The organism is Streptomyces sp. DSM 106670 (assembly GCF_055792845.1).
This window is the reverse complement of the sequence record NZ_CM147704.1, coordinates 4927008-4953972: the sequence shown is the minus strand read 5'-3', so window position 1 is coordinate 4953972 and position 26965 is coordinate 4927008. Positions and strand designations below refer to the sequence as shown.

Here is a 26965-nt window from a genome sequence, read left to right as displayed (position 1 = left end):
TGTCCCGGGGGGGGCGGCTACCGTCCGCGCAGCTCCCCCTTCACCACCTTGCCGCTCGCGTTGCGCGGGAGCTCCGGGACGAACTCCACCGCCCTGGGGACCTTGAAGTTCGCCATCTCGCGGCGGGACCAGGCGATCAGGTCGTCCGCGGTGAGCGTCGCGCCGCGGCGGCGGACCGCGTAGGCCTTGCCGACCTCGCCCAGCCTCGGGTCCGGGATGCCGATGACCGCGACGTCGGCCACGTCCGGGTGGAGGCCGAGGAGCTGTTCGATCTCGGCCGGGTAGGCGTTGAAGCCGCCCACGATGAACATGTCCTTGATCCGGTCCGTGATCCGCAGGTTGCCCGCCCCGTCCAGGACGCCCACGTCGCCGGTGCGGAGCCAGCCGTCCTCGGTCATCGTGGCGGCCGTCGTGTCCGGGTCCTCGAAGTAGCCGCTCATCACGGTGAAGCCGCGGACCTGGACCTCGCCCGGAACGCCCGGTTCCGCCAGGACGCGGATCTCGGTGCCGGGGATCGCCCGGCCGGAGGTGGTGGCCACGACCTCCGGCGCGTCGCCCCGGCGGCACATGGTCACGATGCCGCTCGCCTCGGAGAGGCCGTACGCCGTCAGCACCGTCGTGATGTGCAGTTCGTTGCGCAGGCGTTCCACCAGCTGGAGGGGGACCACCGCCGCGCCCGTCACCACCAGGCGCAGCGCCGACAGGTCGTGCGCCTCGCGTGCCGGGTGGTCCAGCAGCGACTGGTGGAGCGTGGGCGGGCCGGGCAGGACCGAGATCCGTTCCGCCGCGATGTTCGCCAGCACCGTGTCCACGTTGAACACCGGCTGCGGCACCATCACGGCCCCCCGCATCAGACAGGCGATGATCCCCGCCTTGTAGCCGAAGGTGTGGAAGAAGGGGTTGACGATGAGGTAGCGGTCGCCCTCGCGCAGGCCCGCCAGGTCGCTCCAGATCGCGTACGCGCGCAGTGTCTGCGCGTGGGTGATCACCGCGCCCTTGGGGGCGCCCGTGGTGCCGGAGGTGTAGATGATGTCGGAGGGGTCCGAGGGGGCGATCGCCGCCGCTCGTTCCCGTACGGCGGAGGGCGCCACCCCCTCCCCCGCCGCCAGGAAGTCCGGCCAGCTCGTGTAGTCCTCCGGGGCCGTGTCCGCCAGCACCACCACCCGCTCCAGATCCGGCAGCTTCACCTCCGCCCGCCGCAGCGACGCCACGTACGAGGTGCCCAGGAACGTGCCGGTGACGAACAGCAGCCTGGCCCGGCTGCGGCGCAGGATGTACGCCGCCTCCGTGCCCTTGAAGCGGGTGTTGAGAGGGACCAGCACCGCGCCCGCACTCACCGCCCCGAGCGCCGAGACGATCCACTCCGTCGTGTTCGGGGCCCAGATCGCGACCCGGTCGCCCGGCTCCACTCCGGAGGCGATGCACGCGGCCGCCGCGCGCTCCACCCGGTCGCCGAGCTCGGCGTACGAGAGCCGGGTGCGGCCGTCGGCCACCGCCTCGGCCGGGCCGTACCGCTCCGCCGCCGCCCGCACCAGCCCCGGGATGCTGCCCCACTCCTCGTCGCCCCGCATCACGCGCCCGCCTTCCGCCGCCGCACTAGCTGACTATCCGTCAGATTAGCGGTAGCCTCTGCCGCTGTCAGCAGGCGCGACGGTGCGGGAGGTCAGCGGATGGCAACGCTCAAGGACGCGACGGCGATAGCCGGGATCGGGCAGACGGCGTTCGCGAAACGGCTCCCGGAATCCGAGAAGACGCTCGCCTGCCGGGCGATCCTGGCGGCCCTCGACGACGCGGGCATCGCCCCCTCGGAGGTCGACGGCTTCGCCTCGTACACCATGGAGGAGACCGACGAGGTCGAGGTCGCCAAGGCGATCGGGGCCGGGGACGTCACCTTCTTCAGCAAGGTGGGGTACGGGGGCGGGGGTTCCTGCGCCACCCTCGCCCACCTCGCCGCCGCCGTCGCCACCGGACAGGCGAGCGTCGGCGTCGCCTGGCGGTCCCGCAAACGCGGATCCGGCCCCCGGCCGTGGAAGAACACCGCCGTCCAACTCCCCACCCCCGCCCAGTGGACCCGGCCCTACGGACTGCTCCGGCCCGCCGACGAGATCGGCATGTTGGCCCGCCGCTACATGCACGAGTACGGGGCCACCCGCGACCACCTCTTCAACGTCGCCCTCGCCTGCCGCAACCGGGCCAACCAGAACCCGGACGCGATCATGTACGAACGCCCGCTGACCCGCGAGATGTACATGAACTCCCGCTGGATCAGCGAACCGCTCTGCCTCTTCGACAACTGCCTGGAGACCGACGGGGCGTTGGCCTGCGTCATCGTCTCCGCCGAGCGCGCCCGCGACTGCCGACAGCGGCCCGTCTACCTCCACTCCGTCGCCCAGGGACTGCCCGCCCAGCACCACGGAATGGTCAACTACTGGAACGACGACCCGCTCACCGGCCCCGCCTGGACGGCCGCCCGACAGCTGTGGAAACAGGCCGACTTCGGGCCGGACGACATCGATGTGGCCCAGATCTACGACGCGTTCACCCCGCTCGTCCCGCTCTCGCTGGAGGGCTACGGCTTCTGCGGGCGCGGCGAGGGCGGGGCGTTCACCGAGGGCGGGGCGCTGGAGAGCGGTGGGCGGCTGCCGGTCAACACCGGCGGCGGCGGGCTGAGCGAGGCGTACGTCCACGGCTTCAACCTCATCACCGAGGGCGTGAAGCAACTGCGCGGCACCTCCACCGCCCAGGTGCCCGACGCCGCCACCTGCCTGGTCACGGCGGGCGAGGGCGTGCCGACATCCGCTGTCCTGCTGAGGAGTTGAGGCGATCCCATGAGCATGTCCGACGCCCTGCTGCTGCCCGTCGTCGACGAGGACGGCGCACCCTTCTGGGAGTACGCCGCGCGCGGCGAACTCCGCGTCCAGGCCTGCGCCGCCCCCGCCTGCGGCGAACTGCGCTTCCCGCCCCGGCCCTGCTGCCCGCACTGCGGCTCCTTCGACAGCGCGTGGCGGCTGATGAGCGGACGCGGCCGGCTCTGGTCGTATGTGATCCCGCACCCGCCCCTGCTCCCCGCCTACGCCGAACAGGCCCCGTACAACGCGGTGTTGGTCGAGCTGGCGGACGCCCCGCGGATCCGGCTCGCCGGGAACGTCGTCGCCTCGCCCGACGCGCCGCTGAACTCGGTGGATCCGGCACGGCTGCGGATCGGCGCTCCGGTGCGGGCCGTCTTCTGCCCGGCCGGGCCCGGGGGCGACGTCACGCTCGTGCGCTGGGTCCTGGAGCGGTGAGCGATGGCCCTGCGCACCGAGCGGGACGAGCGGACCGGGGTCGCGCTCGTCACCCTGGACCGGCCGGCGAAGCTCAATGCGATCGACCTGGAGACGGCCGGTGAACTGGCCGCACTGTGGCTGGAGTTGCGGTTCGACGAGGCGATCCGGGCGGTGGTTCTCACCGGGGCCGGGACGCGGGCCTTCTGTACCGGGATCGACCGGGGCGTCGAGGTCCCGCAGCCTCCCTCCCCGTACGCCCTCGACGATCCGCTGCTACGTATCGGCCCCAAGGCCAACGACCTGTGGAAGCCGGTGGTCGCGGCCGTGGAGGGGATGGCGTGCGGCGGGGCGTTCTATCTGCTGGGCGAGGCGGAGTTCGTCGTCGCGTCCCGGGAGGCGACGTTCTTCGACCCGCACACGACGTACGGGATGGTCTCGGCGTACGAGGCCATCGCGATGGCCCAGCGGATGCCGTTCGGGGAGGTGGCCCGGATGGCGCTGATGGGCACCGCGGAGCGGGTGAGCGCGGCGCGGGCGTACGCGGTCGGGCTGGTCAGCGAGGTGACGGAGCCGGGCCGCGCGGTGGCGGCGGCGCTGCGGTCGGCGGAGGTGGTCGCCGGATATCCGACGGAGGCGGTGCAGGGCACGGTCCGGGCGGTGTGGTCCGCGAAGGAGGCGGCCAGGACCCAGGCGATGGCCCAGGCCCCGGCGCTGATCGCCCTCGGCAACCTGCCCCCGGAACGGCAGGCGGAGCTGTTCGCGGGGCGGGGCGGGGGCGGGCAGCCGCGGGTGCGGTGACCCGGGTGCGGCCGCCCCCGGCCGGCTCTAGAGCGCCACCGCGGTCACTTCGCAGCGCTTGACCCGGGAGACCTTGCCGGGGCTGTCCATCCGCACGGTGAGGGTGCGCACCTCGCCGCCGTCCAGGTTCGTGGTGGTCTCGGCGGTGTCCACGGTCTGGCCCAGGGCGTCGACGAACCGCACGTCGATCTCGTACGCCTGCGAGCCCGGCTCGTTCGCCCGCAGCTCGACCAGCGAGGCGGTGACCGCCTTGCGCTTGCCCTTGCGCGGCGCGGCACAGCGGATGACCCGGACGGCGGGGGCGTCGGACGCGGTGGGCGTCGGGGTTCCGTAGGAGCCGGACGAGCCGGAGGACGAGCTGTCGTTGTCGTCGTCGTAGTCGTGGTCGCGGTAGCCGTTGTTGCTCTTCTTCGAGCTGGAGCAGCCGCCGCCCGAACTGCTGCTCTTGCCGCTCCTGCTCTTGCCGCTCTTGCCGCCGCTGGTGGAGGTGGAGAACCCGGTGAGCGCGAGCACCACCACGACCAGGACCGCCGCGAGCTTCATCTGTCGCCGCATCATGGATGCAGCCCCCCTTGAGTTTCGTTGCCGTTTGTCGAGCCGGTGGCGTGCGTTGTGACCCTCAGCATGCCGTGCGGGACTCCACGTTCAGGTCATGACCCTGTCACGGTCCGGTCATGGTCTGCGTGGCGGGGGTGATCGTCCCGGCGTAGCGTCGGTGGCGGGGGCCGTGCGTGTACGCCCCTGGAGGCCTGACGATGATCCGCAACATCCTCGGCTCCGTCGTCGCGCTGGCCGGGGCGGCCTCCGCCGTGCTGAGCCCGTTCCGCGACTGGTACGCCGGGCGGGCCGGGCACGAGTACCGGGTGCGGGACCTGTTCGAGGGGATCACCGCCACGGAGTCGGGGGTGCTGGTCTCGATCCTGCTGCCGTTCCTGGTCGCGGCGTTGCTGGTGATCGCGGGCGTGGTGCTCCGCTCGCGGCTCGTGGTCGCCCTCGCGGGCGTGGTGGTGCTGGGCTTCACGATCCTGTGGATGGTCCGCCAGGGGCAGGCGGCGGGTTCGCTGGTGGTGGGCGGGGACGGGGCGGGGTTGCAGGTGGGGGTGGCGAATGCGTTGGCGGGTGGGGCGCTGATGGTGATCGGGGCGTTGTTGATGAGTGGCCGGCGGAGCCGGCGGGGGGCGGGGCGGGAGCCGGTGGAGCGGTATGCCGCGCCGGCGGCGGATCAGGTGGACACGTGGCCGCCCACGCAGGAGCCGGGGATGTCGGTGCAGCAGTCGCCGTGGCCGGAGCCGGAGGTGGAGCCGTACACGGGGCCGGATCCGCGTGACGCCCGTACGCGGTCGTACCCGGAGGACGACCCCCGGGATCCGGTACATCCACCGCACCGGCCGCCCCAGATCTGACGGCCACCACGTCGAGGGTTCCGTCCTCAATCGCCGGACGGGCTGGTAGTCCGCACGGTTGCCGCCCCACCGAGCAAGGGTTCCGTCCTCAAACGCCGGACGGGCTGGGGCGGGCCGGACGGGCGGGGAAATCCGCTTGGTCGCCGCCCCACCGAGCAACGGTTCCGTCCTCAAACGCCGGACGGGCTGGAGTGGGCCGGACAGGCGGGGAAAACAAGCCCGTCCGGCGATTGAGGACATCTTTTCAGCCCGTCCGGCGTTTGAGGACGCCCCTCCAAGCCCGTCCGGCGATTGAGGACAGAAGACAGGGCTCAGGTTCTCGCTCTGTTGCCCGTGCCCGTGCCCTTCAGCGCGTCCAGCGCGTACACGCAGCGGTCCTTGCTGCACGCGTACACCACACCCGCCTGGGCCACGGGCGAGCCCGTGATCTCGCCGCCCGTCGCCAGCTTCCAGCGCAGTTGGCCCCCCGCCGCGTCCAGCGTGTACAGCACGTGGTCCGCCGAGCCGAAGTGGACCCGGCCGTCCGCCACCACCGGGGAGCCCACCACGTCGCCGCCCGCCGCGAAGCGCCACTTCGGGGTGCCGGTGACCGCGTCCAGGGTGTAGAGCGCGCTGCCGCTGCCGACGTGCACGTTGCCCACCGCGACCAGCACCGGTTCGATCGAGGAGCGGGCCTCCGTGGCGATGCGCCAGCGGTCCTTGCCGGTCGCCGCGTCCAGCGCGTACACCGTGCCGAGGTAGTCCGCGAGGTACACCCCGCCGCCGGTCACCGCCGGGCCCGGCGCGAACGCGGGCGGGGAGAGGAAGACCGCGGGCGACTCGAAGTGCCAGCGCACCCGCCCGGAGCCGGTCTCCACGGCCAGCACCCGGGTGCCCGCCGCGATGTAGACGTAACCGTCGGGCGCCGGGGTGACCCGGACCGGGACGCCGCCGCAGGAGGCCGCGTCGCCGATGGGGTACGACCAGCGCTCGATGCCCGTACGCGCGTCCAGCGCACGCAGCCGGGCGTCCTGCCAGACGTACACCGTGCCGTCGTGGATGACCGGCCCGGCCTCCGCCGTCTCGAAGTCGCTCTGCGCACCGGTGATCTCCCACAGCTTCTCGCCGTTGGAGGCCTCCCAGCCCTGGACACCGCCGCCCCGGGTCGCGGTCAGCACCGTGCCCCGGTCGGCCTTGAGCGCGTACACCCAGGCGTCGGTCGACAGCCGCCACTGCTCGGCGCCGCTCGCCGCGTCCAGCGCGTACAGCGACGGGCCGTCCGAGGCGTGGATGCGGCCGCCCTCGACGGCCATCGCCCAGGCCACGTCCCGGGTCTTGAACTGGCGGCGGCCGTTGCCCACGTCCAGCGCGTGGACCTCGAAGGACGTCACGTACAGCAGATCGCCGGAGACGACGGGCGTGCCCCACACGTCGTTGGACATGCGGAAACGCCAGGGCCGCCAGCGGTCGGGGGCGGGGGCCGCGCCGTCCTGGGCGGGCCCGGGGGCCGGGACGGGCGCGGTGGGCGCCATGGCCGCCGACGGCGAACCGTTCACTCCGGCGGGCGGGCGGACCCAGCCGGTGGCGGCGGCCGGGTGCGCGGCGGCGGCGCCCCGCACCTCCCCCGCACGCGGTCCCGGTCCGATCGGCACCTTGGCGCCGGGCAGCTGGACGGGCCCGCTGTCGGGGGCCGCGGACGGGCCCGCCGAGGGGGCCGGGCCGGACGCGCCGGACATCGGCGAGGGCGAGGCCAGCGGGGAGGGCGAGCGGAGGTCGGCCCCGCTGCGCCAGGCGGTGTCCCGCTCCGGGGCCCTGGGGGGCTGCCGCGGGGGCGGCGGGGGCGACACCGGGGCGGGCGGGGCGGTGCGCCCGCCGCCCCTGCGCCGCTCGATCATCGCGGTGGCCCGGGACGGCAGCCAGGCCGAGGCCGTGCCGCTGTCGTCGCTGCCGGAGGCGAAGAGGTGCGGGGCGAGCTGCGCCTGGAGGTCGGCGGGGCTGGGCCGCTGGGTGGCGTCCATCTGCATGCAGGACTCGATCAGCGGCCGCAGGTCGTCCGGCAGGCCCTCCAGGTCGGGGCCCTCGCGCAGCAGCATGAACACCGTCTCGACCGGGTTGGCCCCGTGGAAGGGGGCGTGGCCGGTGGCGGCGAAGACGAGCGTGGAGCCCAGCGAGAAGATGTCGCTGGCCCCGGTGACGCTGCGGGAGTCCCTGGCCTGCTCGGGCGACATGTACGCGGGGGTGCCGACGGCGACGTTCGTCATGGTCAGCCGGGTGTTGGAGACGCCGGACGCGATACCGAAGTCGATCACCCGGGGGCCGTCCTCGACGACGAGCACGTTGGACGGCTTCAGGTCGCGGTGGACGAGGCCGGCGCCGTGGATGGACTGCAGGGCCTCGGCGATACCGGCGGCCAGCCAGCGCACGGCCTGGGTCGGCATGGGGCCGCACTCGTTCACTATCTCTTCGAGCGAGGGCGCGGGCACATAGGCGGTGGCGAGCCAGGGCACGGCGGCCCGCGGGTCGGCGTCGACCACGGCGGCGGTGTAGAACCCGCTGACCGCACGGGCGGCCTCGACCTCGCGCGTGAAGCGGACCCGGAAGAGCTGGTCCTCGGCGAGCTCGGTCCGCACCGTCTTGATCGCCACCCGTCGGCCGGACGCCGAGCGCGCGAGATAGACCAGCCCCATGCCGCCGGCCCCGAGCCGTCCCAGCACCTCGAACGGGCCGATCCGTCTCGGGTCGTGCTGCGTCAGCTGCTCCACCACTTGCCTGCCACCTCCCCGTCACCGGACCTCGGCGACGAAGTCCGCGAATTACCGCCCGTTGCTGCCCGGCCGAATCCCGCCCTGCGCAGCGCGCCCTGTGCAGGGTCTCACCACTGGGCATCACCTGGCGGTACGCACCCCGATTCTTCCTGGCTCGGGCTCCGGTTGCGAACCCGGGGGCGGATCGGGGTGTCCCATGTCACTTCATCCCGTATCCGTCCACACCGGGTTCAGCCGTACCGGTCGGCCGCACCGGTCGGCCGCACGGTCACGGAAGCAGTTCGTCGGGCTGCAGTACGGCGAAGGCGGCCCCCTGGTCGTCGTGCAGGACGGCCATCCGGCCGGAGGGGATGTCGAAGGGCGGCTGGGCGACCCGGCCGCCGAGCTGTACGGCGAGTTCGGCGGCGGCGTCGCAGTCGGCGACGGCGAAGTAGACGAGGAAGTAGCTCGGCATCTCGGCCGGGAAGGCGTCCGTGATGACGCTGCGGCCGCCGACGGCGGTGTCCGGGCCCGGTTCGGCGCCCTCGGGGGACCACATCCGGAAGTCCACCAGCGCTTCGGAGTCGCCGGCGAGGTCGTGGCCCGGCTCGTCCAGGTCGGTGCCGTGGAAGCCGAAGACCTTCTCGTAGAAGGGATCCACCCGGTCCGGCTGCCGGGTGTAGACCTCGGTCCAGCAGAAGGAGGCGGGGTCGTTCTGCTTCTCGAAGCCCGCGCGCTCCTCCGGCTGCCAGAGCCCGAAGACCGCGCCCCCGGGGTCGGCCGCCTGGGCCACGATCCCGGCGCGTCCCGCCCGTACCGGGTCGGTGATGATCTGGCCGCCGTGCTCGCGGATCGCGGCGACGGTGGCCCGGATGTCGTCGGTGGCGAAGTAGACGCCCCAGGCCGTGGGCATCCGGCCGTCCTTCTTGGCGGCGAGCGCGGCGACCAGACGGCCGTCGCTGAGCGCGTCCGCGAAGGGCATGCCGTCGCCCGCCCGGAAGGTCCAGCCGAAGAGCCCGCCGTAGAAGCGCTTGCCCGCTTCGAGGTCGGAGAGCTGCACGTCCGCCCAGCACGGCGCGGAATGCGCGAATACGGCCATGGAACCGGGTCCTTCCGTAGCAGTGACGCCCGTCACAGTCAACGTAACGTCGCCTCCGGCCCGGCGCGCCCCGAAGCGCGGCGGGTGCACCCAAAGAGAACCTTTGACCGATTGATGAAGGGTGCGCCCACCATGTGGACGAAAGTTGTCCACCGAAGTTGTCCACAGGCTGTTGATAACATTTACACCGGGCAGCACCCCGGCTCCGAGGGCTCCCGCAAGCTCCGGTGCCTCCCGCACCGCGGCCGAAAACCGCCGCTCACCGCCCCCGCACACCCCGCCGGTCCTGCGGCGTTCCCCATTTGCAGTCGGCCGAATCGCGCTCCCAGCACCCCTCGGTAAGCTGACGGCATGACAGGACAAGTACGCACCGTCGACGGCCGCGTGGCCGGTCGACGCGGTCAGGCGACGCGGCAGAAGCTGCTCGACTGCCTCAGCGAGATGCTCAGCTCCTCGCCGTACCGGGACGTCAAAGTCATCGACGTCGCCCGGAAGGCCGGGACTTCACCCGCGACTTTCTACCAGTACTTCCCCGATGTGGAGGGCGCCGTCCTCGAAATCGCCGAGGAAGTCGCCAAGGAGGGCGCCGGACTGACCGAACTGGTCGCCGGACGCTCCTGGATCGGCAAGGCCGGCTGGGCGACCTCCGAGCAACTCGTCGAGGGATTCCTCGACTTCTGGCGGCACAACGACGCGATCCTCCGGGTGATCGACCTCGGCGCGGCCGAGGGGGACAAGCGGTTCTACAAGATCCGCATGAAGATCCTGAACTCGGTCACCAACTCCCTCACGGATTCCGTGAAGGAGCTCCAGAGCAAGGGCAAGGTCGACAAGGACGTCAGCCCCGCGGCGATGGCGGGCTCCCTGGTGGCGATGCTGGCCGCGGTCGCCTCGCACCAGAAGGGCTTCACCACCTGGGGTGTGAAGCAGGCCGAACTGCGGCCCAACCTGGCCCTGTTGGTCCACCTCGGCATCACCGGCAAGAAGCCGACGAAGTAGGCCGGGGCGCCGGAGGCCCACCGGCCCCGGACGCCCCGCGCCACCGGGCGGGCACCCGTTCGCCCGGACGCCCCACGTCCTGTCTCACCGACGGCGGTCCACCCACGCACCCCTGCGGGTGGTCCGCCGTCGGCGTTCCCGCAGGACCTGACCGGCTTCGGCATACCTCCCGGCGGGCGACCGCGGCCGCTACGCCCGTGCCGCCGCTACCGCCGCTCCAGCCGGAAGAGCCGGATCTGCCGCTCCACCCGTCGCTGATACGCCGCGTACGGCGGCCAGAACGCCAGCGCGGCCTCCCACACCCGGGCCCGCTCCTCGCCCTCCAGCAGGGTCGCGCGCACCGGGATGTCCCGGCCGCGCCAGTTGACGACGGCCTCGTCCGGGCGGGCCAGCAGATTCGCGGTCCAGGCCGGATGCCCCGTACGGCCGAAGTTGCTGCCGACCAGGATCCAGCCGCTCTCCGCCGCGCCCTCCGGCATGCAGGCCAGCGGGGTGGTCCTCGGCCGGCCCGTGCGCGCCCCGGGCACCGTGAGGACGAGCCCCGGCAGCATCCGGGCGCTGAGCAGCACCTTGCCCCGGGTGAGCCGGTGCACGGACCGGTCCAGCACGGGGACCACATGCGGGGCGATCCGCCCGAAGGCCCGGGTGGAGGAGACCTTCTGGATCAGGCGCGCGCCCCGGGCGCCGGTCATCGGACGCCCGCCCCGGGCGCTGCGGCGAGCGGCATCCGTGCGGGCGCGAAGAGGCCGGCCCGCTGTGCCGCGTGGTCGCGCAGCCGGTGGACCGGGCCGAACAGCAGCTCGTCGCCCGCCGCCCGTTTGAGGTAGCGGTGCGCCTCGTGCTCCCAGGTGAAGCCGATGCCGCCGTGCAGCTGGACGGCCTCGCCGGTGGTGATCCGGGCCGCCTCCAGGGCCTGGGCGAGTGCGAGCGGACCGGCCTCCGGCTCCCGGGCGGCGTGGTACGCGGCGGAGCGGGCCGCCTCGACCCGTACGTACAGGTCGGCCAGGCGGTGCTTGACGGCCTGGAACGAGCCGACGGCCCTGCCGAACTGCTCGCGCGTCTTCACGTACTCCACGGTGCGTTCCAGGGCGCTCGCCGCCGTCCCGACCGCCTCGGCGGCGAGGATCGCGGCGGCGGTACGCCCGACGGCGGCGAGCGCGTCGGCCGTGTCGGCGGTGTCGTCCGCGCCGAGGAGCGTGGCGGGGGTGTCGCGGAGTTCGACGCGGGCCAGTGGGCGGGTCTCGTCGAGGGCGGTGAGCCGGGTACGCACCAGGCCCGCCGTGTCACGGGGGACCAGGAACAGGAGCGTACGGCTGCGCGGATAGCCCCCGGTGTGCGCGGCGACCAGCAGCAGCCCCGCGCCGTGGCCGTCCAGGACCCGCTCGGCCTGCCCGTAGAGCCGCCAGCCACCGCCACCCTCGCCGTCGTCGGCGGATCTGCGGGCCTGGATGCCGCCCGCCCGGCCGCCGCCCGCCCAGGCCCCGTCGCGGTTGTCGCCGGTGAGGCCGAGGGCGGTGGCGAGTGAGCCGCCGGGGACGGCGAGTGCGGCGGTCAGGGCCCCCTCGGCGATCCGGGGCAGGAGGGCGGCGCGCTGCTCCGGAGTGCCGAGGGCGGCGATCAGGGGTGCGGCGAGGGCGGCGGTGGCGAGCAGCGGTGAGGGCAGCAGCGCGCGCCCGGTCTCCTCGCAGGCGAGGGCCAGCTCGGTGGCCGTGCAGCCGGCCCCGCCGTACTCCTCCGCGAGCGCGAGGCCCGGCAGCCCGAGCTCCCGGGCGAGCCTGCGCCACAGGACCGGGTCGTAGCCCTCGGCGGTGCCCACGGCGGTGGGGATCGCGCCGGGTCCGGCGGCCCGGGCCAGCAGTTCGCGCAGGGTGCGGCGGATCTCGTGCTGTTCCGCGGTGAAGGCGGCGTCCATCTGCGGGCTCCTTCCACCCGGGGGCCTGGCGGCTCCCGATCTGACGAGCCGTCATATTAGGTGCGGGGCAGGGGAATTCCCAGGGTCGCGCACACGCCGGGACCGAAGGAAGAGGTCGCACGCACGAGGTTGCGGAGGCCGTCATCTGATGTACCGTCAGATTCATGCTGCCAGCCCGGGCCTCCTCCCCTCGTCCGCGCAGGGTCGCCGCCGTCGGCGTAGCACTCGCGGACTGCGGCCGCGTCGACGACGCCACTCCGTACGCCCTGCACGCCCAGGCCGCCCGCCGCGCCCTGGCCGACTCCGGCCTCGACCGCTCGGTCGTCGACGGCTTCGCCTCGGCGGGGCTCGGGACGCTCGCCCCGGTGGAGGTCGCGGAGTATCTGGGGCTCCGGCCCACCTGGGTCGACTCCACGGCGGTGGGCGGCGCCACCTGGGAGGTGATGGCCGCACACGCGGCGGACGCCATCGCCGCGGGCCGCGCCCGTGCCGTGCTCCTGGTGTACGGGTCGACGGCCCGGGCCGACATCAGGGCGGGCCGCCGTACGTCGAACCTGTCGTTCGGGGCGCGGGGGCCGGCGCAGTTCGAGGTGCCGTACGGGCACTCGCTGATCGCCAAGTACGCGATGGCCGCCCGCCGCCACATGCACGAGTACGGCACGACGTTGGAGCAGCTCGCCGAGGTGGCGGTGACGGCGCGGGCGAACGCGGCGGCGAACCCGGAGGCGATGTTCCGGGAGCCGATCACGGTGGACGACGTGCTCTCCGGCCCGATGATCGCGGACCCGTTCACCAAGCTGCACTGCTGCATCCGCAGCGACGGCGGCTGCGCGGTGCTGCTGGCCGCCGAGGAGTACGTGCCCGACACGGCGAAGCATCCGGTGTGGGTCCTCGGCACCGGCGAGCACGTCTCGCACTCCACGATGTCCGAGTGGGAGGACTTCACGGTCTCCCCCGCCGCCGTCTCCGGCCGCCTGGCCTTCGAACGGGCCGGGGTGCGGCCCGCCGACATCGACCTGGCCGAGATCTACGACGCGTTCACGTACATGACGCTGGTGACGCTGGAGGACCTGGGCTTCTGCGCGAAGGGCGAGGGCGGCGCGTTCGTCGAGAAGGGCCGCACCGGGCTGCGCGGCGAGCTCCCGGTGAACACGGACGGCGGCGGCCTGTCCGCCTGCCACCCCGGGATGCGCGGGCTGTTCCTGCTCGTGGAGGCGGTACGACAACTGCGCGGCGAGGCCGGCGAACGCCAGGTCCACCGGCCGGGCGGCGGCCTGCCGGAGCTGGCGGTGGCCTCCGGGACGGGCGGCTGGTTCTGCTCGTCGGGCACGGTGGTGCTGGGGCGCGGGTGAGCGGAGGGCCGACAGCGGGTGGGCCCGGAGCGGCCCCGCGGTGAGCCGGGGCCGGGGGTGCGCCGGGCCCGGCGGTCCCGGGGCGAGCCGCGGGTGGGCCCGGCGTGCGTGCCCGTCGGCGGCCCCGTACGGTCCAATGGCCTCCATGACCGACCACACCGCCGCGCCCGCCCAGCCCCCCTCCCCCGGCTTCCGCGACCTCCTGCACGCCCAGCGCGTCTGGGACGTCGAGCTGCCGGACTTCGACCCGGCGGACGCCCCGCCCGACCCGGTCCTCCTCTTCCGCACCTGGTTCGCCGGGGCCGTCGCGGCGGGGCAGCCCGAGCCGCACGCGATGTCGCTGGCCACGGCCGACGCCGAGGGGCTGCCCGACGTGCGCATCCTGCTCCTGCACGGGGCCGACGAGCGGGGCTTCCACTTCGCCTCGCACGCCACCAGCGCCAAGGGCCACCAGCTCGCCGCCCGGCCGCACGCCGCGCTCGGCTTCTACTGGCCCGCGCAGGGGCGGCAGGTACGGGTCCGGGGCCCCGTCCTGCGCTGCACGCCCGCCGAGAGCCACGCCGACCTGCACGCCCGGTCCACCGGGGCGCTCGCCGCCGCGCTGACCGGGGCCCAGAGCGAGGTCGTCGGCTCCGTGGCGGAGCTGCACCGGGCGGCGGACGCCGCCTGGGAGCGGGCCCGGGCGGAGCCGGACACGGAGGCCCCGACCTGGACCCGGTACGTGGTCGAGCCGGCCGAGGCCGAGTTCTTCCAGGGCGACGCCCGGCGACGCCACATCCGGCTGCGCTACCGCCGTACGGGAGGCGGCGACTGGACGCGCGAGCTGCTCTGGCCCTGAACGGGGCGGCTCCGGGCCGGGCCGGAGCCGCCCCGCCACGACCGGTGTAGGCGGCACTTTTATCCGGTTCTCACCGTCAAGGGGCACTATGGGAGTCAGGTGAGAGGTGAGCCGTCAGGAGGCACCGATGCCACGATCCCGTTCGCGCTACGCCCCCGACCGGGGCCTGACCGGTCGCATGGTCACCACCATGTTCCTGATCGGTCTGCTCTACGTCGTCTTCGTGGGCGTGCTCCTCGCGGCCCTGCGGGGCTCCTGGCCGATCATCCTGATCATCACGGGCGGCATGTTCATCGCCCAGTTCTGGTTCAGCGACCGCATCGCCGCGTACGGCATGGGCGCCCGGGAGGTCACCCCCGAGCAGGCCCCCGAACTGCACGGCACGATCGACCGCATCTGCGCGCTGGCCGACATGCCGAAGCCCAAGGTGGCCATCGCCGAGAGCGACGTACCGAACGCGTTCGCCACCGGCCGCAGCGAGAAGACGGCCCTGGTCTGCGCGACGACGGGCCTGCTGCGCCGACTGGAGCCGGAGGAGCTGGAGGGCGTCCTCGCCCACGAGATGTCGCACGTCGCGCACCGGGACGTCGCCGTCATGACGATCGCCTCGTTCCTCGGCGTCCTGGCGGGCGTCATCACCCGGATCGCCCTGTGGGGCGGCTTCGCCCGCAGCCGGCCGGGCAACGACCCGGCGGGCATCCTGCTCCTCCTGATCCCGCTGATCAGCGCCGTCGTGTACGCGATCAGCTTCCTGCTCACCCGGCTGCTCTCCCGCTACCGCGAGCTGTCCGCCGACCGGGCCGCCGCCCTGCTCACCGGCCGGCCCTCCGCCCTCGCCTCCGCCCTGACGAAGGTCAGCGGACAGATGGCCCGCATCCCGACCGAGGACCTGCGGAAGGCGGAGCCGTACAACGCCTTCTACTTCATGCCGGCGTTCTCCGCGAAGGAGAGCCTGGGCCGGCTGTTCTCCTCCCACCCGACGCTGGAACAGCGCCTCGACCAGCTGGCCCGGATCTCCACCGACCTGTCCCGCTGAACCGATCCCGAACCATCGAGCGTTGAAGGAGTTACGTCCGTGGGCCTGCTCGACGCGATCCTCGGCCGGAGCAAACCGGTCCGCCCCGACCTCGACCAGCTCTTCGCGGTGCCCTCCGCCGCCCTCACCCTCCAGGCCGCCGCCGGCTTCACGCCGACCGGCCTGGGCTCGGTCTGCTTCGCGGGCGTCGAGGGCGGCGGCTTCGCCCGGCTCCAGGAGGACGTGCGCGAACTGCTGGACGCGGACACGGATCGCGGCGGCATCCCGGTGGAGTTCAGCCGGGACACGTACGGCTACACCTGGTTGCTCGCCCGCCACCCGGCCGACGACACGGCGGGGCTGGTCAACGACCTGCACGCGGTGAACACCCTGCTCCAGGACGGCGGATTCGGCCCGCATCTGCTCTGCTCGCTGATCGGCTTCCGGAACGCGGACGGGCGGGCGCTGGCGCTCGTCTACCTCTACAAGCGCGGCACGTTCTATCCGTTCGCGCCGCTGCCCGGCGACGCCGAGAAGCGGGACAACCAGCTGGAGCTCCAGGTGCGGGGCGCGCTCGGGGACGACCTCCGGGTGGAGAAGGACCTGTCGCGGTGGTTCCCGGTGTGGGGCGCACCGGGGCTGTGACCCGCGGGCGTCATGCGTCCAGAATCTGTGACCTGCGGACGTCATGCGTCCAGCGTCTGTGACCTGCGGGCGTCATGCGTCCAGCGTGATGCCGTGGGGTGGCCTCGACGTACGTGAGCCGGTGGGCGGGGCGCCCTCATGACCGGCGGGCAGCAGGCCCCAACCGCTCGCCCGTCACCGGAGCCCGCCGGGCCGGAACACCGCCACGGTCTCCCCGCCGTCCTCCCCCGCCTCCCGGAAGGCAACGGTCAGCCGCATCCCGACGCGCAGCGCCCCGGGCGCGCACTCCACGATCTCCGTCATCATCCGGGGCCCCTCGGCGAGGTCGACGACGGCCGCGACGTACGGCACGCGCCCGCCGAAGGGCGGCAGATCGTTGCGGTGGACGACGGACCACGTGTAGAGCGTGGCGTCCCCACTCGCGCGCTCCCACCCCACGTCCTCGCTCCAGCAGTACGGGCAGAACTCGCGCGGATAGTGATGCGCCCGGCCGCACCCGGCGCAGCGGCGGATCAGCAGCCGCCCCTCCCCCGCCGCGTCCCAGTAGGGGCGGGTGAAGGCGTCCGGCTCGGGCAGATCGAAGCGCGGGCTCACAGGAACAGCCCGAACGCCGCGTCCAGCGACCAGGTCTGCCAGGCCATGGCGAACAGGGCCACCAGCGAGATCAGCGCCATCATCGCGTTCTGCCCCTGCTCGGCCCAGTCGTGGATCATCAGGGTCAGGTAGAGGAGGTTGAGGAGCAGGCCCGCGACGAGCGCGACCGGGGTCAGGAATCCGGTCACCAGGCCGAGTCCGAGGGCGAGTTCGGCGTAGACGACGAGGTAGGCCATCACCTTCGGGCGCGGTTCGACGACCCGCCGGAAGCCCGAACGCACCACGCCCCAGCGGTGCTTGCCCGCGACGTCCGCCGCCCAGGCGATGCCCGTACCGCGCTCGAACCAGCCCTTCCGGTCCTTGTGCCGCCAGCTCTCCAGCCACCACAGGCCGAGTCCTATGCGCAGGACGGCGAGCCATTCCGCACCGCTGAGCCAGATCGTCTGCATCGGACAGCCTCCGGTCACCTCAGATATCTGACGGTACGTCAGTTCAGCGGATGCCGGCCGTCCCGCGCAAGAGGCGCGCACGCACCTGTGGCACGCGTGGGCCGCGCCTCGGCCGCCGCCGTCCGCGCCCCAGCAGCCACGCCAGATAGAGGCCGCCGAGCGCCCCCGTGACCACGCCCACGGGGAGCGGGCCGGCCGTCGGCAGGGTGACGGCGAGCAGGTCGGACGCGGAGAGCAGCAGGGCCCCCATCGCGGCGGCGGGCAGCAGCCCCGTTCCCGTACCGCGGGCGAGCCGGCGGGCCAGCTGAGGCGCGCAGAGGGCGACGAAGACGATCGGTCCCGCCGCCGAGACCGCCACCGCGCTCAGCCCGACCGCGATCAGGAGGACGAGCACCCGGGTCCGGCCCGCGTCCACGCCCAGGCCCCCCGCCGCCTCGTCGCCCATCTCCAGCAGGTCCAGGCGGCGGACGACCGGGAGGGCGGCCATGAGGAGGACCCCCAGGGCGATCAGGGCGGGCGGGACCTGGTGGCGTTCGGCGCCGCCGAGGCTGCCGATCAGCCAGAGCTGGGCGGACTGGGCGTGGTCGAGGGCGGCCCGGGTGAGCAGATACGCGTTGACCGAGGCGAGCAGCGAGCCCACCGCGATCCCGGCGAGGATCAGCCGGTTGCCCCGGAACGAGCCGCGTCGGGCGAGGAGTTGGACGACGACGGCGGTGGCAAGGCCTCCGCCCGTCGCGCCCGCCGCCACGTACGCCGGGTCGCCGTGCAGCAGGACCAGCAACGCCCCGGTCGCCGCACCGGAGTTGAAGCCGACGATGTCGGGGCTGCCGAGCGGGTTGCGGGAGAGCTGCTGGAACAGCGCCCCGGCCGCGCCCAGCGCCGCGCCGACCACGAGGCCGAGGGCCACCCGGGGCAGCCGCAGCTCCAGGACGACGAACGCGGCCTGCTCCGAGCCCGCGCCGAACAGGGCGCCCAGCACCTCGGCGGGCGGTACGAGACCGTCCCTGGTCAGCGCGAGCGCCCCGCTGCCCGCCGCGAGGAGGACGAGGAGCAGCGTGACCGCGAGGGGGCGGGGGCGGACGCGGAGGGAGAGGCGGCCGGGGGCGAGGCGGAGGGTGCGGTGGGCGGGGGCGGGGGCAGGGGACCGACCCCGGCCCGGAACCCGGCCTCGGCCCTGAACCCGGTCCCGTACGGCCACGGGCCTGCCGGGAGCGCTCATGCCGTCGCCACCTCCTTCCGGACTTCCTTCCGGTCCTTCCGGCCCGCCTTCCGGGGAGCACCGCGTCGGCTCCGCCGGTTGCGGCCGATCAGCCAGATCAGTACGGGCGCGCCCACGAACGCCGTCACGATGCCCACCTGGATCTCGGCGGGGCGGGCGACGACCCGGCCCACGATGTCCGCGACGAGCAGCAGTCCGGCCCCGATGAGGACCGCGTACGGCATCAGCCGGCGGTGGTCGGGGCCGGTCAGCAGGCGGGCGCAGTGCGGGGCGACGAGGCCGATGAAGCCGACCGGGCCGATGGCGGCGGTGGACGCGCCGCTGAGCAGCACCGTGGCGAGCGTGCCGAGCAGACGCACCCGCCCCGGCGCGACGCCCAGCGCACGGCCCGCCTCGTCGCCGAGGGCGAAGGCGTTGAGGGCGGGCGCGACGGCGAGCGCGAGCCCCGCGCCCACCAGCAGGAAGGGCAACACGTTCCACAGCACCGGGAGTTCGCGGCCGGCGAGGGTGCCGACGGACCAGATGCGCAGGGTGCCGTACGCGTCGGCGTCCAGGACTCCGAGGCCGCTGACGACCGCGCCGAGCACGGCGGTGACGGCCACCCCGGCGAGCACGAGCCCTTCGGGGGTGCCGCGTCCCGCTCCTCGGCCGCCGAGCAGATACACGACCACCACCGCGAGGGCCGCGCCGAGCAGCGCCCACCAGACGACGGCGTGCAGCGAACGCGTCCCGAGCAGCACGGTCGCGGCGACCACGGCACAGGCGGCCCCGGTGTTGACGCCGAGGATGCCGGGGTCGGCCAGCGGGTTACGGGTCAGCCCCTGCATCACCGCTCCGGCGAGGCCGAGCGCGGCCCCGGCGGTGACGGCGAGCAGGGTGCGCGGCACCCGGACCTCGCGCACGATCGAGGCGTGCGGGGCGTCCGGGTCGAGCAGCGCGGCGAGCACGTCGGCCGGCGGCACGGGCTGCGCGCCCACGGCGAGGCCGCCGGCCACGGCGAGGGCCAGGAGGATCAGCCCCGCCGTGAGCCCGGCGGCGTACCGCACGCGTGCGGTGGTTGTCTGGCGGACCACTGTCAGCCGAAGGCCTTCTCGATCTTGTCGATCAGGTTGCCCGCGCTGTAGTAGTCCAGCCGGAAGGTGTCCAGGCCGAGGTCGTACACGCGCTTGTCCTCGACGGCGGCCAGGTCCTTCCAGACGGGGCGCGCGGTGGCGGCGGTGATCTCCTCGGGGGTGTGGCTGACGAAGAGGAGCGAGCTGTCCTTCGCGGTGTCGGCGACCTTCTCCTGGCTGAACTCCGCGAAGTCCGAACGCCCGCCCTGTGTCTGGCCCTTGCCCGCGGGCGGTTCGAGGACGGTGAAGCCGAGGGCGGTCAGCAGCCGGCCCTGGGCGGACTCCGGGGTGAAGACGGTCATCGCGGACTGGTTGTCGCGGACGAGGGCGGCGGACTGCTTCGGCACGGTGATGGCGGCCTTGACCTCGCCGACCCGCTTCTCGTGGGCGGCGACGACCTCGCCCGCGCGCTTCTCCAGGCCGAGGTCCTTGCCGAGGCGGGCGGTCAGGTCCTGCCAGGAGACGTCGTCGTGGCGGTAGAGGAGGGTGGGGGCGACGGCGGAGAGCTTGTCGTAGAACTTCTCGGCGTTCTCCGCACCGGAGGATGCGCCCACGATGAGGTCCGGCTTCAGCGCGAGGACCTTCTCCACGTCGGGCTCGAAGCCCTGGTAGGCGACCTTGACGCTGTTCTTCGCGGCGGCCTCGGACCACTGGGTGAAGAAGCCCTGCTTGTCGGTGATGACCGAGGGCGGGGTGGCCTGGGAGGCGATGACCGGGGCGTCGAGGGCCAGCAGATGGCCGGTCATGGTGACGCTGACCGAGACGATCCGCTTCGGCTGGGCGGGCACCTTCGCGGTGGTCCCGGCGTCGTGCTTGACGGAACGGGTGGCGGCGGCCGCCTTGTCGCCGCCCTTGGCGTCCGCGCCGCTCTCCCCGCCACCGCACGCGGTCAGCGCGAGAACACCGGCGGCGAGCACCGCCACGCCCCTGAACCGGGCCCGGAGCCCACCGGATCCCCCACGGCCGGTCACGGTCCGGGCCAGCTGTCTGCCGTTCATGTACGTCCCACCCCTTCGACCGCCGGGTGGGCGCGCGGCACGGCGCCGCGCGACTGCCCCCCGAGGTCACTCCACGATCAACCCAAGCAAGGTTAGCCTTACCTTAGAACGAACAATCGGTGCGAATAGCCGTCAAGTGCCGCATCACGGCCCCCGTGATCAATTCGCAATCGTTTTCCCTCTTGACCGAGACCCATCAACAGAGTGGGCGATTACGCTCCGAACCATGCCCAACAGCCCCTCCACCGCAGCCAGTCACGACGCCGTCGCCCTCACCGACCGTACGGACGACCGTCCCGTCTACGTCATCGGCGGCGGCCCCGGAGGTCTCGCCACCGCTGCCGCGCTGCGCGCCCGGGGCGTACGGGCGGTAGTCCTGGAGAAGTCGGACCGGGTCGGCGCTTCCTGGCGCGGCCACTACGACCGGCTGCATCTGCACACGACCCGGCGCTGGTCGGCGCTGCCGGGGCTGAAGATGCCGCGCAGGTTCGGGCGTTGGGTGGGCCGGGACGACGTCGTGCGGTATCTGGAGAAGTACAGCGAGCACCATGAGCTGGAGGTGGTGACCGGCGTCGAGGTGACCCGGATCGACCCGGCCCCCGACGGCTCCGGCGACTGGCGGCTCACCGCGACGGGCGGCCGGGTCCTGCGGGGCCGCGCGGTCGTCGTCGCCACCGGCTTCAACCACACCCCGCGCATCCCCGACTGGCCGGGCCGCGACACGTTCACGGGCGAGCTGCTGCACGCGGCGCAGTACCGCAACCCGGCCCCGTACGCGGACCGGGACGTGCTGGTGGTCGGCATCGGCAACACGGGCGCGGAGATCGCTGCGGACCTGGCGGAGGGCGGGGCGTCCGCCGTGCGCATCGCGGTCCGGACGGCCCCGCACATCGTCCGCCGCTCCACCGCCGGCTGGCCGGCCCAGGCCACCGGCATCCTGGTCCGCCGGCTGCCGGTACGGCTCGTCGACCGCGCGGGGGCCGTGATGAACCGGATCGCCGTGCCCGACCTGGCGGCCCAGGGACTCCCGCGCCCCGCCACCGGGCTCTACTCCCGGGTCCGCCAGGGCGCGATCCCGGTCCAGGACGTCGGCCTGATCGATGCGGTGAGGAGCGGCCGGGTGACCCCCGTCGCCACAGTCGCCTCCTTCGACCGGGACACGGTGGTCCTGGCCGACGGCACCCGCCTCACCCCGGACACCGTCATCGCGGCCACCGGCTACGACCGCGCCCTGGAGCCGCTGCTCGGCCACCTGGACGTCCTGGACGGACGCGGCCGCCCGGTCGCCCACGGCGGCCGCTCGCCCAAGCGGGCCCCGGGGCTCTACTTCACCGGCTTCACCAACCCGATCAGCGGGATGCTCCGCGAACTGGCCCTGGACGCCGAGAAGATCGCCAAGCGGGTGGCCCGGACGCACCGCTGACAGCGCGGCTCCGGGAATCGGGCACTACCGTGCGCACGAGGACCCGACGCCGAGCGCGCTGCCGGTCGGCGACGGCCGGGTCAACCTGCCGCAGGACCTTCTTCCGGGGAGTCGATGATGACCGTTCGCCGTGTCGTGCCCAACGTCCGTTCGGAGGCGGTGGAGGAGAGCCGGGAGTTCTACGGCCTGCTCGGCTTCGAGGAGGTCATGAACCTCGGCTGGATCACGACCGTCGCCTCGCCGTCCCGTCCGCAGGAGCAGGTCAGCTTCATGACCCACGACCTGACCGCCCCGGTGGTGCCCGACATGAGCATCGAGGTGGACGACGTGGACACGGCCTACGCGGCGGTACGGGAGAGCGGCGCGGAGATCGTCCACCCGCTGCAGGACGAGGAGTGGGGCGTACGGAGGTTCTTCGTCCGGGACCCCAACGGCCGGGTGGTCAATGTGCTGGGCCACCGCTGAGCCGACGAATGCAATACGGGCACGGAGTCGGGTGACGCCCGTCACGCTTCCGGATGTCACATCCTCCGGGCCCGGTTCCGTCCTGTGTGTGTAGCCACTGACGACAGCAGAGGAGCACACCATGAACGCCCGTATCGACGCCTTCGCCAGCCCCGTCACGGGAAAGCTCGTCAAGCACCTGGTCTCGGCGGCCAAGGTCGTCGAGGGCACGGCGCTGCCCGCGGCGACGCAGGAGCTGGTGAAGATCCGCGCGAGCCAGATCAACGGCTGCGGCGGCTGCCTGGACATGCACACCAAGGAAGCCGCCGCGGCCGGTGAGACCTCGCTGCGGCTCAACCTGATCGCCGCCTGGCGGGAGGCCACCGTCTTCACCGACGCCGAGCGCGCCGCGCTGGAGCTGACCGAACAGGGCACCCGGATCGCGGACGCGGCGGGCGGGGTCCCGGACGACGTCTGGGCGAACGCCGCCAAGCACTACGACGAGGAGCAGCTCATCGCCCTGACCTCGCTGATCGCGCTGATCAACGCCTTCAACCGGCTGAACGTGATCCTCCAGCAGCCGGCCGGGGGCTACCAGGTGGGTCAGCTCGTGCACCCCGCCTGAGGTCCGCCGCGACGGGCGCCGCCCACGACGACCAGCGCGAGCGCGGTCAGGGCGGCGCCCGTCCACAGCACGCTGGTGGTGCCGACGCCGTTGACGGCGAAGCCGCCGAGGAGCGCGCCCAGCGCGATGGACAGGTTGAAGGCGGAGACGTACAGCGAGGTGGCCGCCTCGGTGGCGTCCGGTGCGGCGTCGAGTATCCAGGTCTGGAAGGTGACCGGCACCGCGCCGTAGCCCAGCCCCCACAGGACCAGAACGGCGCCCGCCGAGAGGGCGTCGGTGTCGGCGAGCGCGAGTACGGCCATGGCCACGGTGAGGACCACCGAGATGCCCGTGACACAGGCCCGCAGCCGCCGGGCGACGAGCGCTCCGGCGATGAAGTTGCCGCAGACGCCGGCGACTCCGAACGTCAGCAGCAGCACGCTGATCGAGCCGTCGTCGACCCCGTCGCCCTGGAGGATCGGCCGGACGAACGTGTAGGCCAGGAAGTGGCCGGTGATGACCAGAAAGGTCAGGGCGATCCCCGCACGGACACCCGCGTTGCCCCGGAACACCTTCGGCAGGGCGGAGAAGGTGAGGCTCTGCCCGGCCGGGACCTTCGGCATGAGGAAGAGCATGCAGGTCAGGGAGATCAGCCCGAGGACGCCCACGACGGCGAACGCGGTGCGCCAGCCGCTGAGGTCGCCGATGAACGTTCCGGTGGGCACGCCCAGGACGGACGCGGTCTCCACACCGCCGAAGATCACGGCGGTGGCCCGGGCGACATGCCTGGCCGGCACCAGTCGCAGGGCGATGCCTCCGGCGATGGACCAGAAGCCGCCGACGCTGACACCGATCAGGAACCGGGCGACGAGGACCACCGTGAAGCCGGTGGCGAAGGCGGAGGCCAGATTGGCCGCGCCCATCAGGCCGATGAGGACCACCAGGACGATGCGGCGGTCGATACGTCCGGTGGCGACGGTGACGAGGGGCGCCGAGACGGCGGCGACCAGTCCGGGCACCGTGATCATCAGCCCCGCGGTGCCCTCGGAGACGTCCAGGGCGTGACCGATGGGGGTGAGCAGGCCCACGGGCAGCAGCTCGGAGGTCATCAGCGAGAAGATGCCCAGGGTCACCGCCAGGACGGCGAGCCAGCCCTTGACCGGTGAACGCCCGGCCGCGGTGGACGTCGTGGTCTCGACGGTGGTCACGGGGTGCCGGGCGTCTTGCGCGTGGCGACGTTCATGCGGTTCCACGCGTTGGTGGTGAAGATCAGCGCGATGAGCTGGGCGAGCTCCTTCTCCTCGAAGTGCTGCGCGGCCTCCTCGTACACCGCGTCCGGCACGCCCCCGGGCAGCAGGGTGACGGCCTCCGCCAGGGCGAGCGCGGCCCGCTCCTTCCCGGTGAACAGGCTCGACTCCTCCCAGGCGGCGAGCTGGTGGATCCGGTCCTCCGACTCCCCCGCCTTCCGGGCGTCGGAGACGTGGTAGTCGATGCAGTACGCGCAGCGGTTGATCTGCGAGGCGCGGATCTGCACCAGCTCCAGCAGAGCGGGGTCGAGCCCTTCGCGGGCGGCGGCGTCGAGGGCGAGGACGGCCTTGAACACCTTGGGGGCGACGGTGGAGAAATTCATGCGCTGAGGTACCTGGTACGTGGTCATGCACCGACCGTAGGCGCGGAGGCGACCCGGCACAGGGTGCATTTCCGGGGCGGAATCATGGGTCAATCCACGGCCGGGGCGAGCATCGGCCGCCCTGGCCGGGGCGGGATTCGGCCGCCCTGGGCCCCGTCCGTCGCCGCGGCCCGTCCCGGCCCATGGGTGACCGTCCGTCGTCCATAGGTGAACGTCCGGTACGCCCGCGACTCTGCCTAGGCTGGGTCTCATGGACGTGTTCGACGAGCTGTTGCGGGGCGTGCGGGGCAGGGGCGCGGTGTTCGGCCGTTCGGTGCTGTGCGCACCGTGGTCGCTGCGGTTCACGGACGGGGCGTATCTGACCCTGTGCCTGCCGTTGCGGGGTGCGGGGTGGATCGTGCCGGAGGGCGGCGAGCCGCTGCGGGTGGAGGTCGGCGAGGCGGCGATCGTCCGGGGCCCGGCCCCGTTCGTCTTCACCGACGACCCGGTGGACGGTACGCGGCCGGGGCGGGCCGGCGGCGTACGGGAGGTGCGCTGGGACCAGGTCCGGGACGCCGGGGCCCCGCCGGAACGCGGCCCCGAATTCGACTGCCCCACCGTGCTGCTGGCCGCCACCTATGACGTGCAGGAGCAGCTTCCCCAACGGCTCCTGCGGGCGCTGCCCCCGGCCCTCGTGGTCCCCGACGAGGAGGACTGCGCGCCGCTGCGGGACTACCTGGAGGCGCAGATCGGCGTCGGCCGGCCCGGCGATCAGATCGTGCTCGACCGGCTGCTGGACTGGATGCTGGTGTGCACGCTGCGGGACTGGTTCGACCGGCCCGAGGCGGATCCGCCGGGGTGGTACGGGGCGCTCGGCGACGAGGTGGCGGGGCCGGCCCTGCGGGCGATGCACGAGGATCCGGCGTACCCCTGGACGACGGCGGAGCTGGCGAGCCGGGCGGGGGTGTCGCGGACGACGCTGGCGAAGCGGTTCACCGAGCTGGTCGGGGACGGCCCGGTGGCCTACCTCACCGAGTGGCGGATGACGCTGGCGGCGGACCTGCTGACCCGCCCGGAGCTGACGGTGGCGGCCGTGGCCCGGCGGGTCGGCTACGCGGACGCGTTCGGCTTCAGCGCGGCGTTCAAGCGGCTGCGCGGCCGGAGCCCGAGCGCGTTCCGGCAGGAGGCGTCGGCCGTCGACACGGTGGAGGCGGCCGCCCCGGCGGGGTGAGCCGCCCGGCGGGGTGAGCCGCCCCGCCCGCCCCGGCGGGCCTCCGGGGCGGGCGCCGGGTGGGGGCCCCGGGTCCCTCAGCCCCACACCCCCTGTGCCGCCGCGTCCCGGACGAAGTCGGCGAAGTCGCGCGGCTCCCGGCCGAGCGCCCGGCGCACCCCGTCCAGGACGGGCGCCTCCCGGCTCGTGGTGATCGGCTCCAGCGCGTCGGTCCAGAGGTCGGCCTCCTGGTCCGTGAAGCCCTGGTCGGCGAGGAGCCCGGCCCGGAAGACGGCCGCCTCGACGGGGACGTACGCGGCGCGCTTCCCGGTCTCCTTCGCGATCTCGTCCAGGACGTCGGCGATGCCGAGCGCGCGCGGGCCCGAGAGTCCGTACTCCTCGCCCGCGTGGCCGTCCTCGGTGAGCGCGGCGACGGCCACGTCCGCGATGTCGTCGGCGTCGATGAACGCGGCCTTCCCGTCCCGGGTGGGCAGCGCCAGTTCCCCGGCGCGTACGCCGTCGAGGAAGACGCCCTCGCTGAAGTTCTGGGCGAACCAGCCCGGCCGCAGGATCGTCCACTCCACCCCGGAGGCGCGCACCGCCCGCTCGCCCTCGCCGTGCGGTCCGCCGTCCTCGTAGGCGGGGCCGAAGTAGCCGGGCACCTCCGTGCCCCGGGCCGAGAGGAGCACCAGCCGCCGCACCCCGCTCGCGACGGCCTGTTCGACGAAGGCGGGCGTCGGGGAGGGCGAGACGTCGAGCGGGACGATGTAGACGGCGGCGGCGCCGTCCAGGGCGGCCTGCCAGGTGGTGGGGTCAGACCAGTCGAACGGGGTGTCTCCGGACCGGGAGGCCGCCCGGGTCTCCACTCCCAGCTCACGGAGGCGGGTCACCACCCGGCGGCCGGTCTTGCCGGTGCCGCCGGTCACCAGTACGGGGCCCTGCGCGGAGGTCGTTGCTGCGGTCGCGTCTGTCTGCGTCATGGCACCAGCCTCACGCGGCGGGGCGGCCCGCGCCCATGGCCCAGCGTCCGGGAGGGATGTCCGAACGTCCGCCGCCGGCCGGTAAGACGGGGGTCGGAGGGCCGGGGGGAGACGAACACGGCCGAGGCCCGGATCCTCGTGGATCCGGGCCTCGGTCGCGTACTTCTTCAGTAGCGGGGACAGGATTTGAACCTGCGACCTCTGGGTTATGAGCCCAGCGAGCTACCGAGCTGCTCCACCCCGCGTCGGTGAACACCACCTTACGCCACGGAA

27 protein-coding genes and 1 tRNA gene are annotated in these 26965 nt (G+C 73.5%); 13 read left to right on the top strand and 15 right to left on the bottom strand.

What is annotated here, in order from left to right; all coding sequences use genetic code 11:
• Positions 1-17: 17 nt before the first annotated feature.
• Complete coding sequence (locus ACSMXR_RS21940) at positions 18-1571, bottom strand: FadD3 family acyl-CoA ligase (RefSeq protein ID WP_381906781.1); 1554 nt, start codon at positions 1569-1571, stop codon at positions 18-20.
• A 99-nt stretch (positions 1572-1670) separates the two neighbouring features.
• On the opposite strand from ACSMXR_RS21940, the gene ACSMXR_RS21935 reads away from it, so the two are divergent.
• Genes ACSMXR_RS21935 through ACSMXR_RS21925 form a run of 3 tightly spaced genes read left to right on the top strand, consistent with a single transcriptional unit; the run spans position 1671 to position 4064 of the window.
• Positions 1671-2819, top strand: a complete 1149-nt coding sequence (locus ACSMXR_RS21935; RefSeq protein WP_218525138.1) for a lipid-transfer protein — start codon at positions 1671-1673, stop codon at positions 2817-2819.
• 9 nt (positions 2820-2828) lie between these two features.
• Complete coding sequence (locus ACSMXR_RS21930; RefSeq protein WP_376185673.1) at positions 2829-3284, top strand: Zn-ribbon domain-containing OB-fold protein; 456 nt, start codon at positions 2829-2831, stop codon at positions 3282-3284.
• Between the two features lie 3 nt (positions 3285-3287).
• The gene (locus ACSMXR_RS21925; protein WP_473169741.1) at positions 3288-4064 is read left to right on the top strand and encodes an enoyl-CoA hydratase/isomerase family protein; all 777 of its coding nucleotides are present in this window, start codon (positions 3288-3290) and stop codon (positions 4062-4064) included.
• A gap of 27 nt (positions 4065-4091) precedes the next feature.
• On the opposite strand, the gene ACSMXR_RS21920 is transcribed toward ACSMXR_RS21925, so the two are convergent.
• Positions 4092-4622 (bottom strand): hypothetical protein, encoded by a 531-nt coding sequence (locus tag ACSMXR_RS21920; protein WP_030628434.1) that lies wholly within the window; start codon positions 4620-4622, stop codon positions 4092-4094.
• Between the two features lie 197 nt (positions 4623-4819).
• On the opposite strand from ACSMXR_RS21920, the gene ACSMXR_RS21915 reads away from it, so the two are divergent.
• Entirely contained in the window at positions 4820-5467 is a 648-nt protein-coding gene (locus ACSMXR_RS21915; protein WP_473169740.1) for a hypothetical protein, read from the top strand.
• A gap of 311 nt (positions 5468-5778) precedes the next feature.
• On the opposite strand, the gene afsK is transcribed toward ACSMXR_RS21915, so the two are convergent.
• Both afsK and ACSMXR_RS21905 read right to left on the bottom strand, forming a co-directional pair.
• A complete protein-coding gene (gene afsK, locus ACSMXR_RS21910) occupies positions 5779-8211 on the bottom strand; it encodes a protein serine/threonine kinase AfsK (protein WP_170994555.1) in 2433 nt (810 codons plus the stop codon).
• 268 nt (positions 8212-8479) lie between these two features.
• On the bottom strand, positions 8480-9289 hold the full coding sequence (locus ACSMXR_RS21905) for a VOC family protein (RefSeq protein WP_137232564.1): 810 nt from the start codon (positions 9287-9289) through the stop codon (positions 8480-8482).
• 351 nt (positions 9290-9640) lie between these two features.
• Here ACSMXR_RS21905 and ACSMXR_RS21900 point away from each other — a divergent pair, with 351 nt between their 5' ends.
• On the top strand, positions 9641-10288 hold the full coding sequence (locus ACSMXR_RS21900) for a TetR family transcriptional regulator (RefSeq protein ID WP_103507184.1): 648 nt from the start codon (positions 9641-9643) through the stop codon (positions 10286-10288).
• Positions 10289-10494: 206 nt separating this feature from the next.
• Here the strand turns inward: ACSMXR_RS21900 and ACSMXR_RS21895 are convergent, their stop codons facing one another.
• Entirely contained in the window at positions 10495-10980 is a 486-nt protein-coding gene (locus ACSMXR_RS21895) for a nitroreductase family deazaflavin-dependent oxidoreductase (protein WP_137232565.1), read from the bottom strand.
• Positions 10977-12200, bottom strand: coding sequence for an acyl-CoA dehydrogenase family protein (locus tag ACSMXR_RS21890; RefSeq protein ID WP_473169739.1), 1224 nt, complete (start codon positions 12198-12200; stop codon positions 10977-10979). The genes ACSMXR_RS21895 and ACSMXR_RS21890 overlap by 4 nt, the downstream gene beginning before the upstream one ends.
• A 164-nt stretch (positions 12201-12364) precedes the next feature.
• On the opposite strand from ACSMXR_RS21890, the gene ACSMXR_RS21885 reads away from it, so the two are divergent.
• The 4 genes from ACSMXR_RS21885 (at position 12365) to pspAB (ending at position 16050) form a co-directional block, all read left to right on the top strand.
• Positions 12365-13552 (top strand): thiolase C-terminal domain-containing protein, encoded by a 1188-nt coding sequence (locus ACSMXR_RS21885; RefSeq protein ID WP_473169738.1) that lies wholly within the window; start codon positions 12365-12367, stop codon positions 13550-13552.
• 145 nt (positions 13553-13697) lie between these two features.
• Positions 13698-14390 carry a pyridoxine/pyridoxamine 5'-phosphate oxidase gene (locus ACSMXR_RS21880; RefSeq protein ID WP_473169737.1) on the top strand — a complete coding sequence of 231 codons (693 nt, stop codon included), beginning with the start codon at positions 13698-13700 and terminating at the stop codon, positions 14388-14390.
• 127 nt (positions 14391-14517) lie between these two features.
• Complete coding sequence (htpX, locus tag ACSMXR_RS21875; RefSeq protein ID WP_376185684.1) at positions 14518-15426, top strand: zinc metalloprotease HtpX; 909 nt, start codon at positions 14518-14520, stop codon at positions 15424-15426.
• Positions 15427-15465: 39 nt separating this feature from the next.
• Positions 15466-16050, top strand: a complete 585-nt coding sequence (gene pspAB / locus ACSMXR_RS21870; protein WP_473169736.1) for a PspA-associated protein PspAB — start codon at positions 15466-15468, stop codon at positions 16048-16050.
• 174 nt (positions 16051-16224) lie between these two features.
• Here pspAB and ACSMXR_RS21865 read toward each other — a convergent pair whose 3' ends face one another.
• From ACSMXR_RS21865 to fepB, 5 genes are read right to left on the bottom strand one after another with little or no spacing between them, the layout of a single operon-like run.
• A complete protein-coding gene (locus ACSMXR_RS21865; RefSeq protein WP_473169735.1) occupies positions 16225-16644 on the bottom strand; it encodes a Zn-ribbon domain-containing OB-fold protein in 420 nt (139 codons plus the stop codon).
• On the bottom strand, positions 16641-17093 hold the full coding sequence (locus ACSMXR_RS21860) for a DoxX family protein (RefSeq protein WP_364888484.1): 453 nt from the start codon (positions 17091-17093) through the stop codon (positions 16641-16643). The genes ACSMXR_RS21865 and ACSMXR_RS21860 overlap by 4 nt, the downstream gene beginning before the upstream one ends.
• A gap of 43 nt (positions 17094-17136) precedes the next feature.
• Complete coding sequence (locus tag ACSMXR_RS21855; RefSeq protein ID WP_473169734.1) at positions 17137-18312, bottom strand: FecCD family ABC transporter permease; 1176 nt, start codon at positions 18310-18312, stop codon at positions 17137-17139.
• Positions 18309-19358, bottom strand: coding sequence for a FecCD family ABC transporter permease (locus ACSMXR_RS21850; RefSeq protein WP_473169733.1), 1050 nt, complete (start codon positions 19356-19358; stop codon positions 18309-18311). The genes ACSMXR_RS21855 and ACSMXR_RS21850 overlap by 4 nt, the downstream gene beginning before the upstream one ends.
• Positions 19359-19387: 29 nt before the next feature.
• A complete protein-coding gene (gene fepB / locus ACSMXR_RS21845) occupies positions 19388-20422 on the bottom strand; it encodes a Fe2+-enterobactin ABC transporter substrate-binding protein (RefSeq protein WP_137232572.1) in 1035 nt (344 codons plus the stop codon).
• A gap of 226 nt (positions 20423-20648) precedes the next feature.
• Between fepB and ACSMXR_RS21840 the strand changes: the two genes are divergently transcribed.
• From ACSMXR_RS21840 to ACSMXR_RS21830, 3 genes are all read left to right on the top strand, one after another.
• On the top strand, positions 20649-21845 hold the full coding sequence (locus tag ACSMXR_RS21840) for a flavin-containing monooxygenase (RefSeq protein WP_473169732.1): 1197 nt from the start codon (positions 20649-20651) through the stop codon (positions 21843-21845).
• Positions 21846-21962: 117 nt separating this feature from the next.
• Positions 21963-22310: a VOC family protein gene (locus ACSMXR_RS21835; RefSeq protein ID WP_473172426.1), complete on the top strand. Its 348-nt coding sequence runs from the start codon at positions 21963-21965 to the stop codon at positions 22308-22310.
• 121 nt (positions 22311-22431) lie between these two features.
• Entirely contained in the window at positions 22432-22914 is a 483-nt protein-coding gene (locus tag ACSMXR_RS21830) for a carboxymuconolactone decarboxylase family protein (RefSeq protein ID WP_218525153.1), read from the top strand.
• Here the strand turns inward: ACSMXR_RS21830 and ACSMXR_RS21825 are convergent.
• Entirely contained in the window at positions 22893-24101 is a 1209-nt protein-coding gene (locus ACSMXR_RS21825) for an MFS transporter (protein WP_381852463.1), read from the bottom strand. The two genes, ACSMXR_RS21830 and ACSMXR_RS21825, sit on opposite strands and share 22 nt — an antisense overlap.
• Positions 24098-24550, bottom strand: coding sequence for a carboxymuconolactone decarboxylase family protein (locus ACSMXR_RS21820; protein ID WP_473169731.1), 453 nt, complete (start codon positions 24548-24550; stop codon positions 24098-24100). Before ACSMXR_RS21820 ends, ACSMXR_RS21825 begins: the two co-directional genes overlap by 4 nt.
• 223 nt (positions 24551-24773) lie before the next feature.
• Here ACSMXR_RS21820 and ACSMXR_RS21815 point away from each other — a divergent pair, with 223 nt between their 5' ends.
• Complete coding sequence (locus ACSMXR_RS21815; RefSeq protein ID WP_473169730.1) at positions 24774-25733, top strand: AraC family transcriptional regulator; 960 nt, start codon at positions 24774-24776, stop codon at positions 25731-25733.
• A gap of 77 nt (positions 25734-25810) precedes the next feature.
• Here the strand turns inward: ACSMXR_RS21815 and ACSMXR_RS21810 are convergent, their stop codons facing one another.
• Together ACSMXR_RS21810 and ACSMXR_RS21805 are read right to left on the bottom strand one after the other, a co-directional pair.
• Positions 25811-26692: an NAD(P)H-binding protein gene (locus ACSMXR_RS21810; RefSeq protein WP_137235740.1), complete on the bottom strand. Its 882-nt coding sequence runs from the start codon at positions 26690-26692 to the stop codon at positions 25811-25813.
• A gap of 171 nt (positions 26693-26863) precedes the next feature.
• Positions 26864-26937: transfer RNA gene (locus ACSMXR_RS21805), tRNA-Met, on the bottom strand.
• Positions 26938-26965: the final 28 nt, after the last annotated feature.

Bases quoted from the DNA above. Each gene is read 5' to 3' on its own strand.
- ACSMXR_RS21830 (WP_218525153.1), top strand. From the start codon at position 22,432: ATGAACGCCCGTATCGACGCCTTCGCCAGCCCCGTCACGGGAAAGCTC.
- ACSMXR_RS21855 (WP_473169734.1), bottom strand. From the start codon at position 18,312: ATGAGCGCTCCCGGCAGGCCCGTGGCCGTACGGGACCGGGTTCAGGGC.
- ACSMXR_RS21840 (WP_473169732.1), top strand. From the start codon at position 20,649: ATGCCCAACAGCCCCTCCACCGCAGCCAGTCACGACGCCGTCGCCCTC.
- ACSMXR_RS21920 (WP_030628434.1), bottom strand. From the start codon at position 4,622: ATGATGCGGCGACAGATGAAGCTCGCGGCGGTCCTGGTCGTGGTGGTG.
- ACSMXR_RS21890 (WP_473169739.1), bottom strand. From the start codon at position 12,200: ATGGACGCCGCCTTCACCGCGGAACAGCACGAGATCCGCCGCACCCTG.
- ACSMXR_RS21905 (WP_137232564.1), bottom strand. From the start codon at position 9,289: ATGGCCGTATTCGCGCATTCCGCGCCGTGCTGGGCGGACGTGCAGCTC.
- ACSMXR_RS21900 (WP_103507184.1), top strand. From the start codon at position 9,641: ATGACAGGACAAGTACGCACCGTCGACGGCCGCGTGGCCGGTCGACGC.
- fepB (WP_137232572.1), bottom strand. From the start codon at position 20,422: ATGAACGGCAGACAGCTGGCCCGGACCGTGACCGGCCGTGGGGGATCC.
- ACSMXR_RS21895 (WP_137232565.1), bottom strand. From the start codon at position 10,980: ATGACCGGCGCCCGGGGCGCGCGCCTGATCCAGAAGGTCTCCTCCACC.
- ACSMXR_RS21940 (WP_381906781.1), bottom strand. From the start codon at position 1,571: ATGCGGGGCGACGAGGAGTGGGGCAGCATCCCGGGGCTGGTGCGGGCG.
- ACSMXR_RS21860 (WP_364888484.1), bottom strand. From the start codon at position 17,093: ATGCAGACGATCTGGCTCAGCGGTGCGGAATGGCTCGCCGTCCTGCGC.
- ACSMXR_RS21930 (WP_376185673.1), top strand. From the start codon at position 2,829: ATGAGCATGTCCGACGCCCTGCTGCTGCCCGTCGTCGACGAGGACGGC.
- ACSMXR_RS21935 (WP_218525138.1), top strand. From the start codon at position 1,671: ATGGCAACGCTCAAGGACGCGACGGCGATAGCCGGGATCGGGCAGACG.
- ACSMXR_RS21820 (WP_473169731.1), bottom strand. From the start codon at position 24,550: ATGACCACGTACCAGGTACCTCAGCGCATGAATTTCTCCACCGTCGCC.
- ACSMXR_RS21925 (WP_473169741.1), top strand. From the start codon at position 3,288: ATGGCCCTGCGCACCGAGCGGGACGAGCGGACCGGGGTCGCGCTCGTC.
- ACSMXR_RS21810 (WP_137235740.1), bottom strand. From the start codon at position 26,692: ATGACGCAGACAGACGCGACCGCAGCAACGACCTCCGCGCAGGGCCCC.
- ACSMXR_RS21880 (WP_473169737.1), top strand. From the start codon at position 13,698: ATGACCGACCACACCGCCGCGCCCGCCCAGCCCCCCTCCCCCGGCTTC.
- ACSMXR_RS21815 (WP_473169730.1), top strand. From the start codon at position 24,774: ATGGACGTGTTCGACGAGCTGTTGCGGGGCGTGCGGGGCAGGGGCGCG.
- htpX (WP_376185684.1), top strand. From the start codon at position 14,518: ATGCCACGATCCCGTTCGCGCTACGCCCCCGACCGGGGCCTGACCGGT.
- ACSMXR_RS21835 (WP_473172426.1), top strand. From the start codon at position 21,963: ATGACCGTTCGCCGTGTCGTGCCCAACGTCCGTTCGGAGGCGGTGGAG.
- ACSMXR_RS21915 (WP_473169740.1), top strand. From the start codon at position 4,820: ATGATCCGCAACATCCTCGGCTCCGTCGTCGCGCTGGCCGGGGCGGCC.
- ACSMXR_RS21885 (WP_473169738.1), top strand. From the start codon at position 12,365: ATGCTGCCAGCCCGGGCCTCCTCCCCTCGTCCGCGCAGGGTCGCCGCC.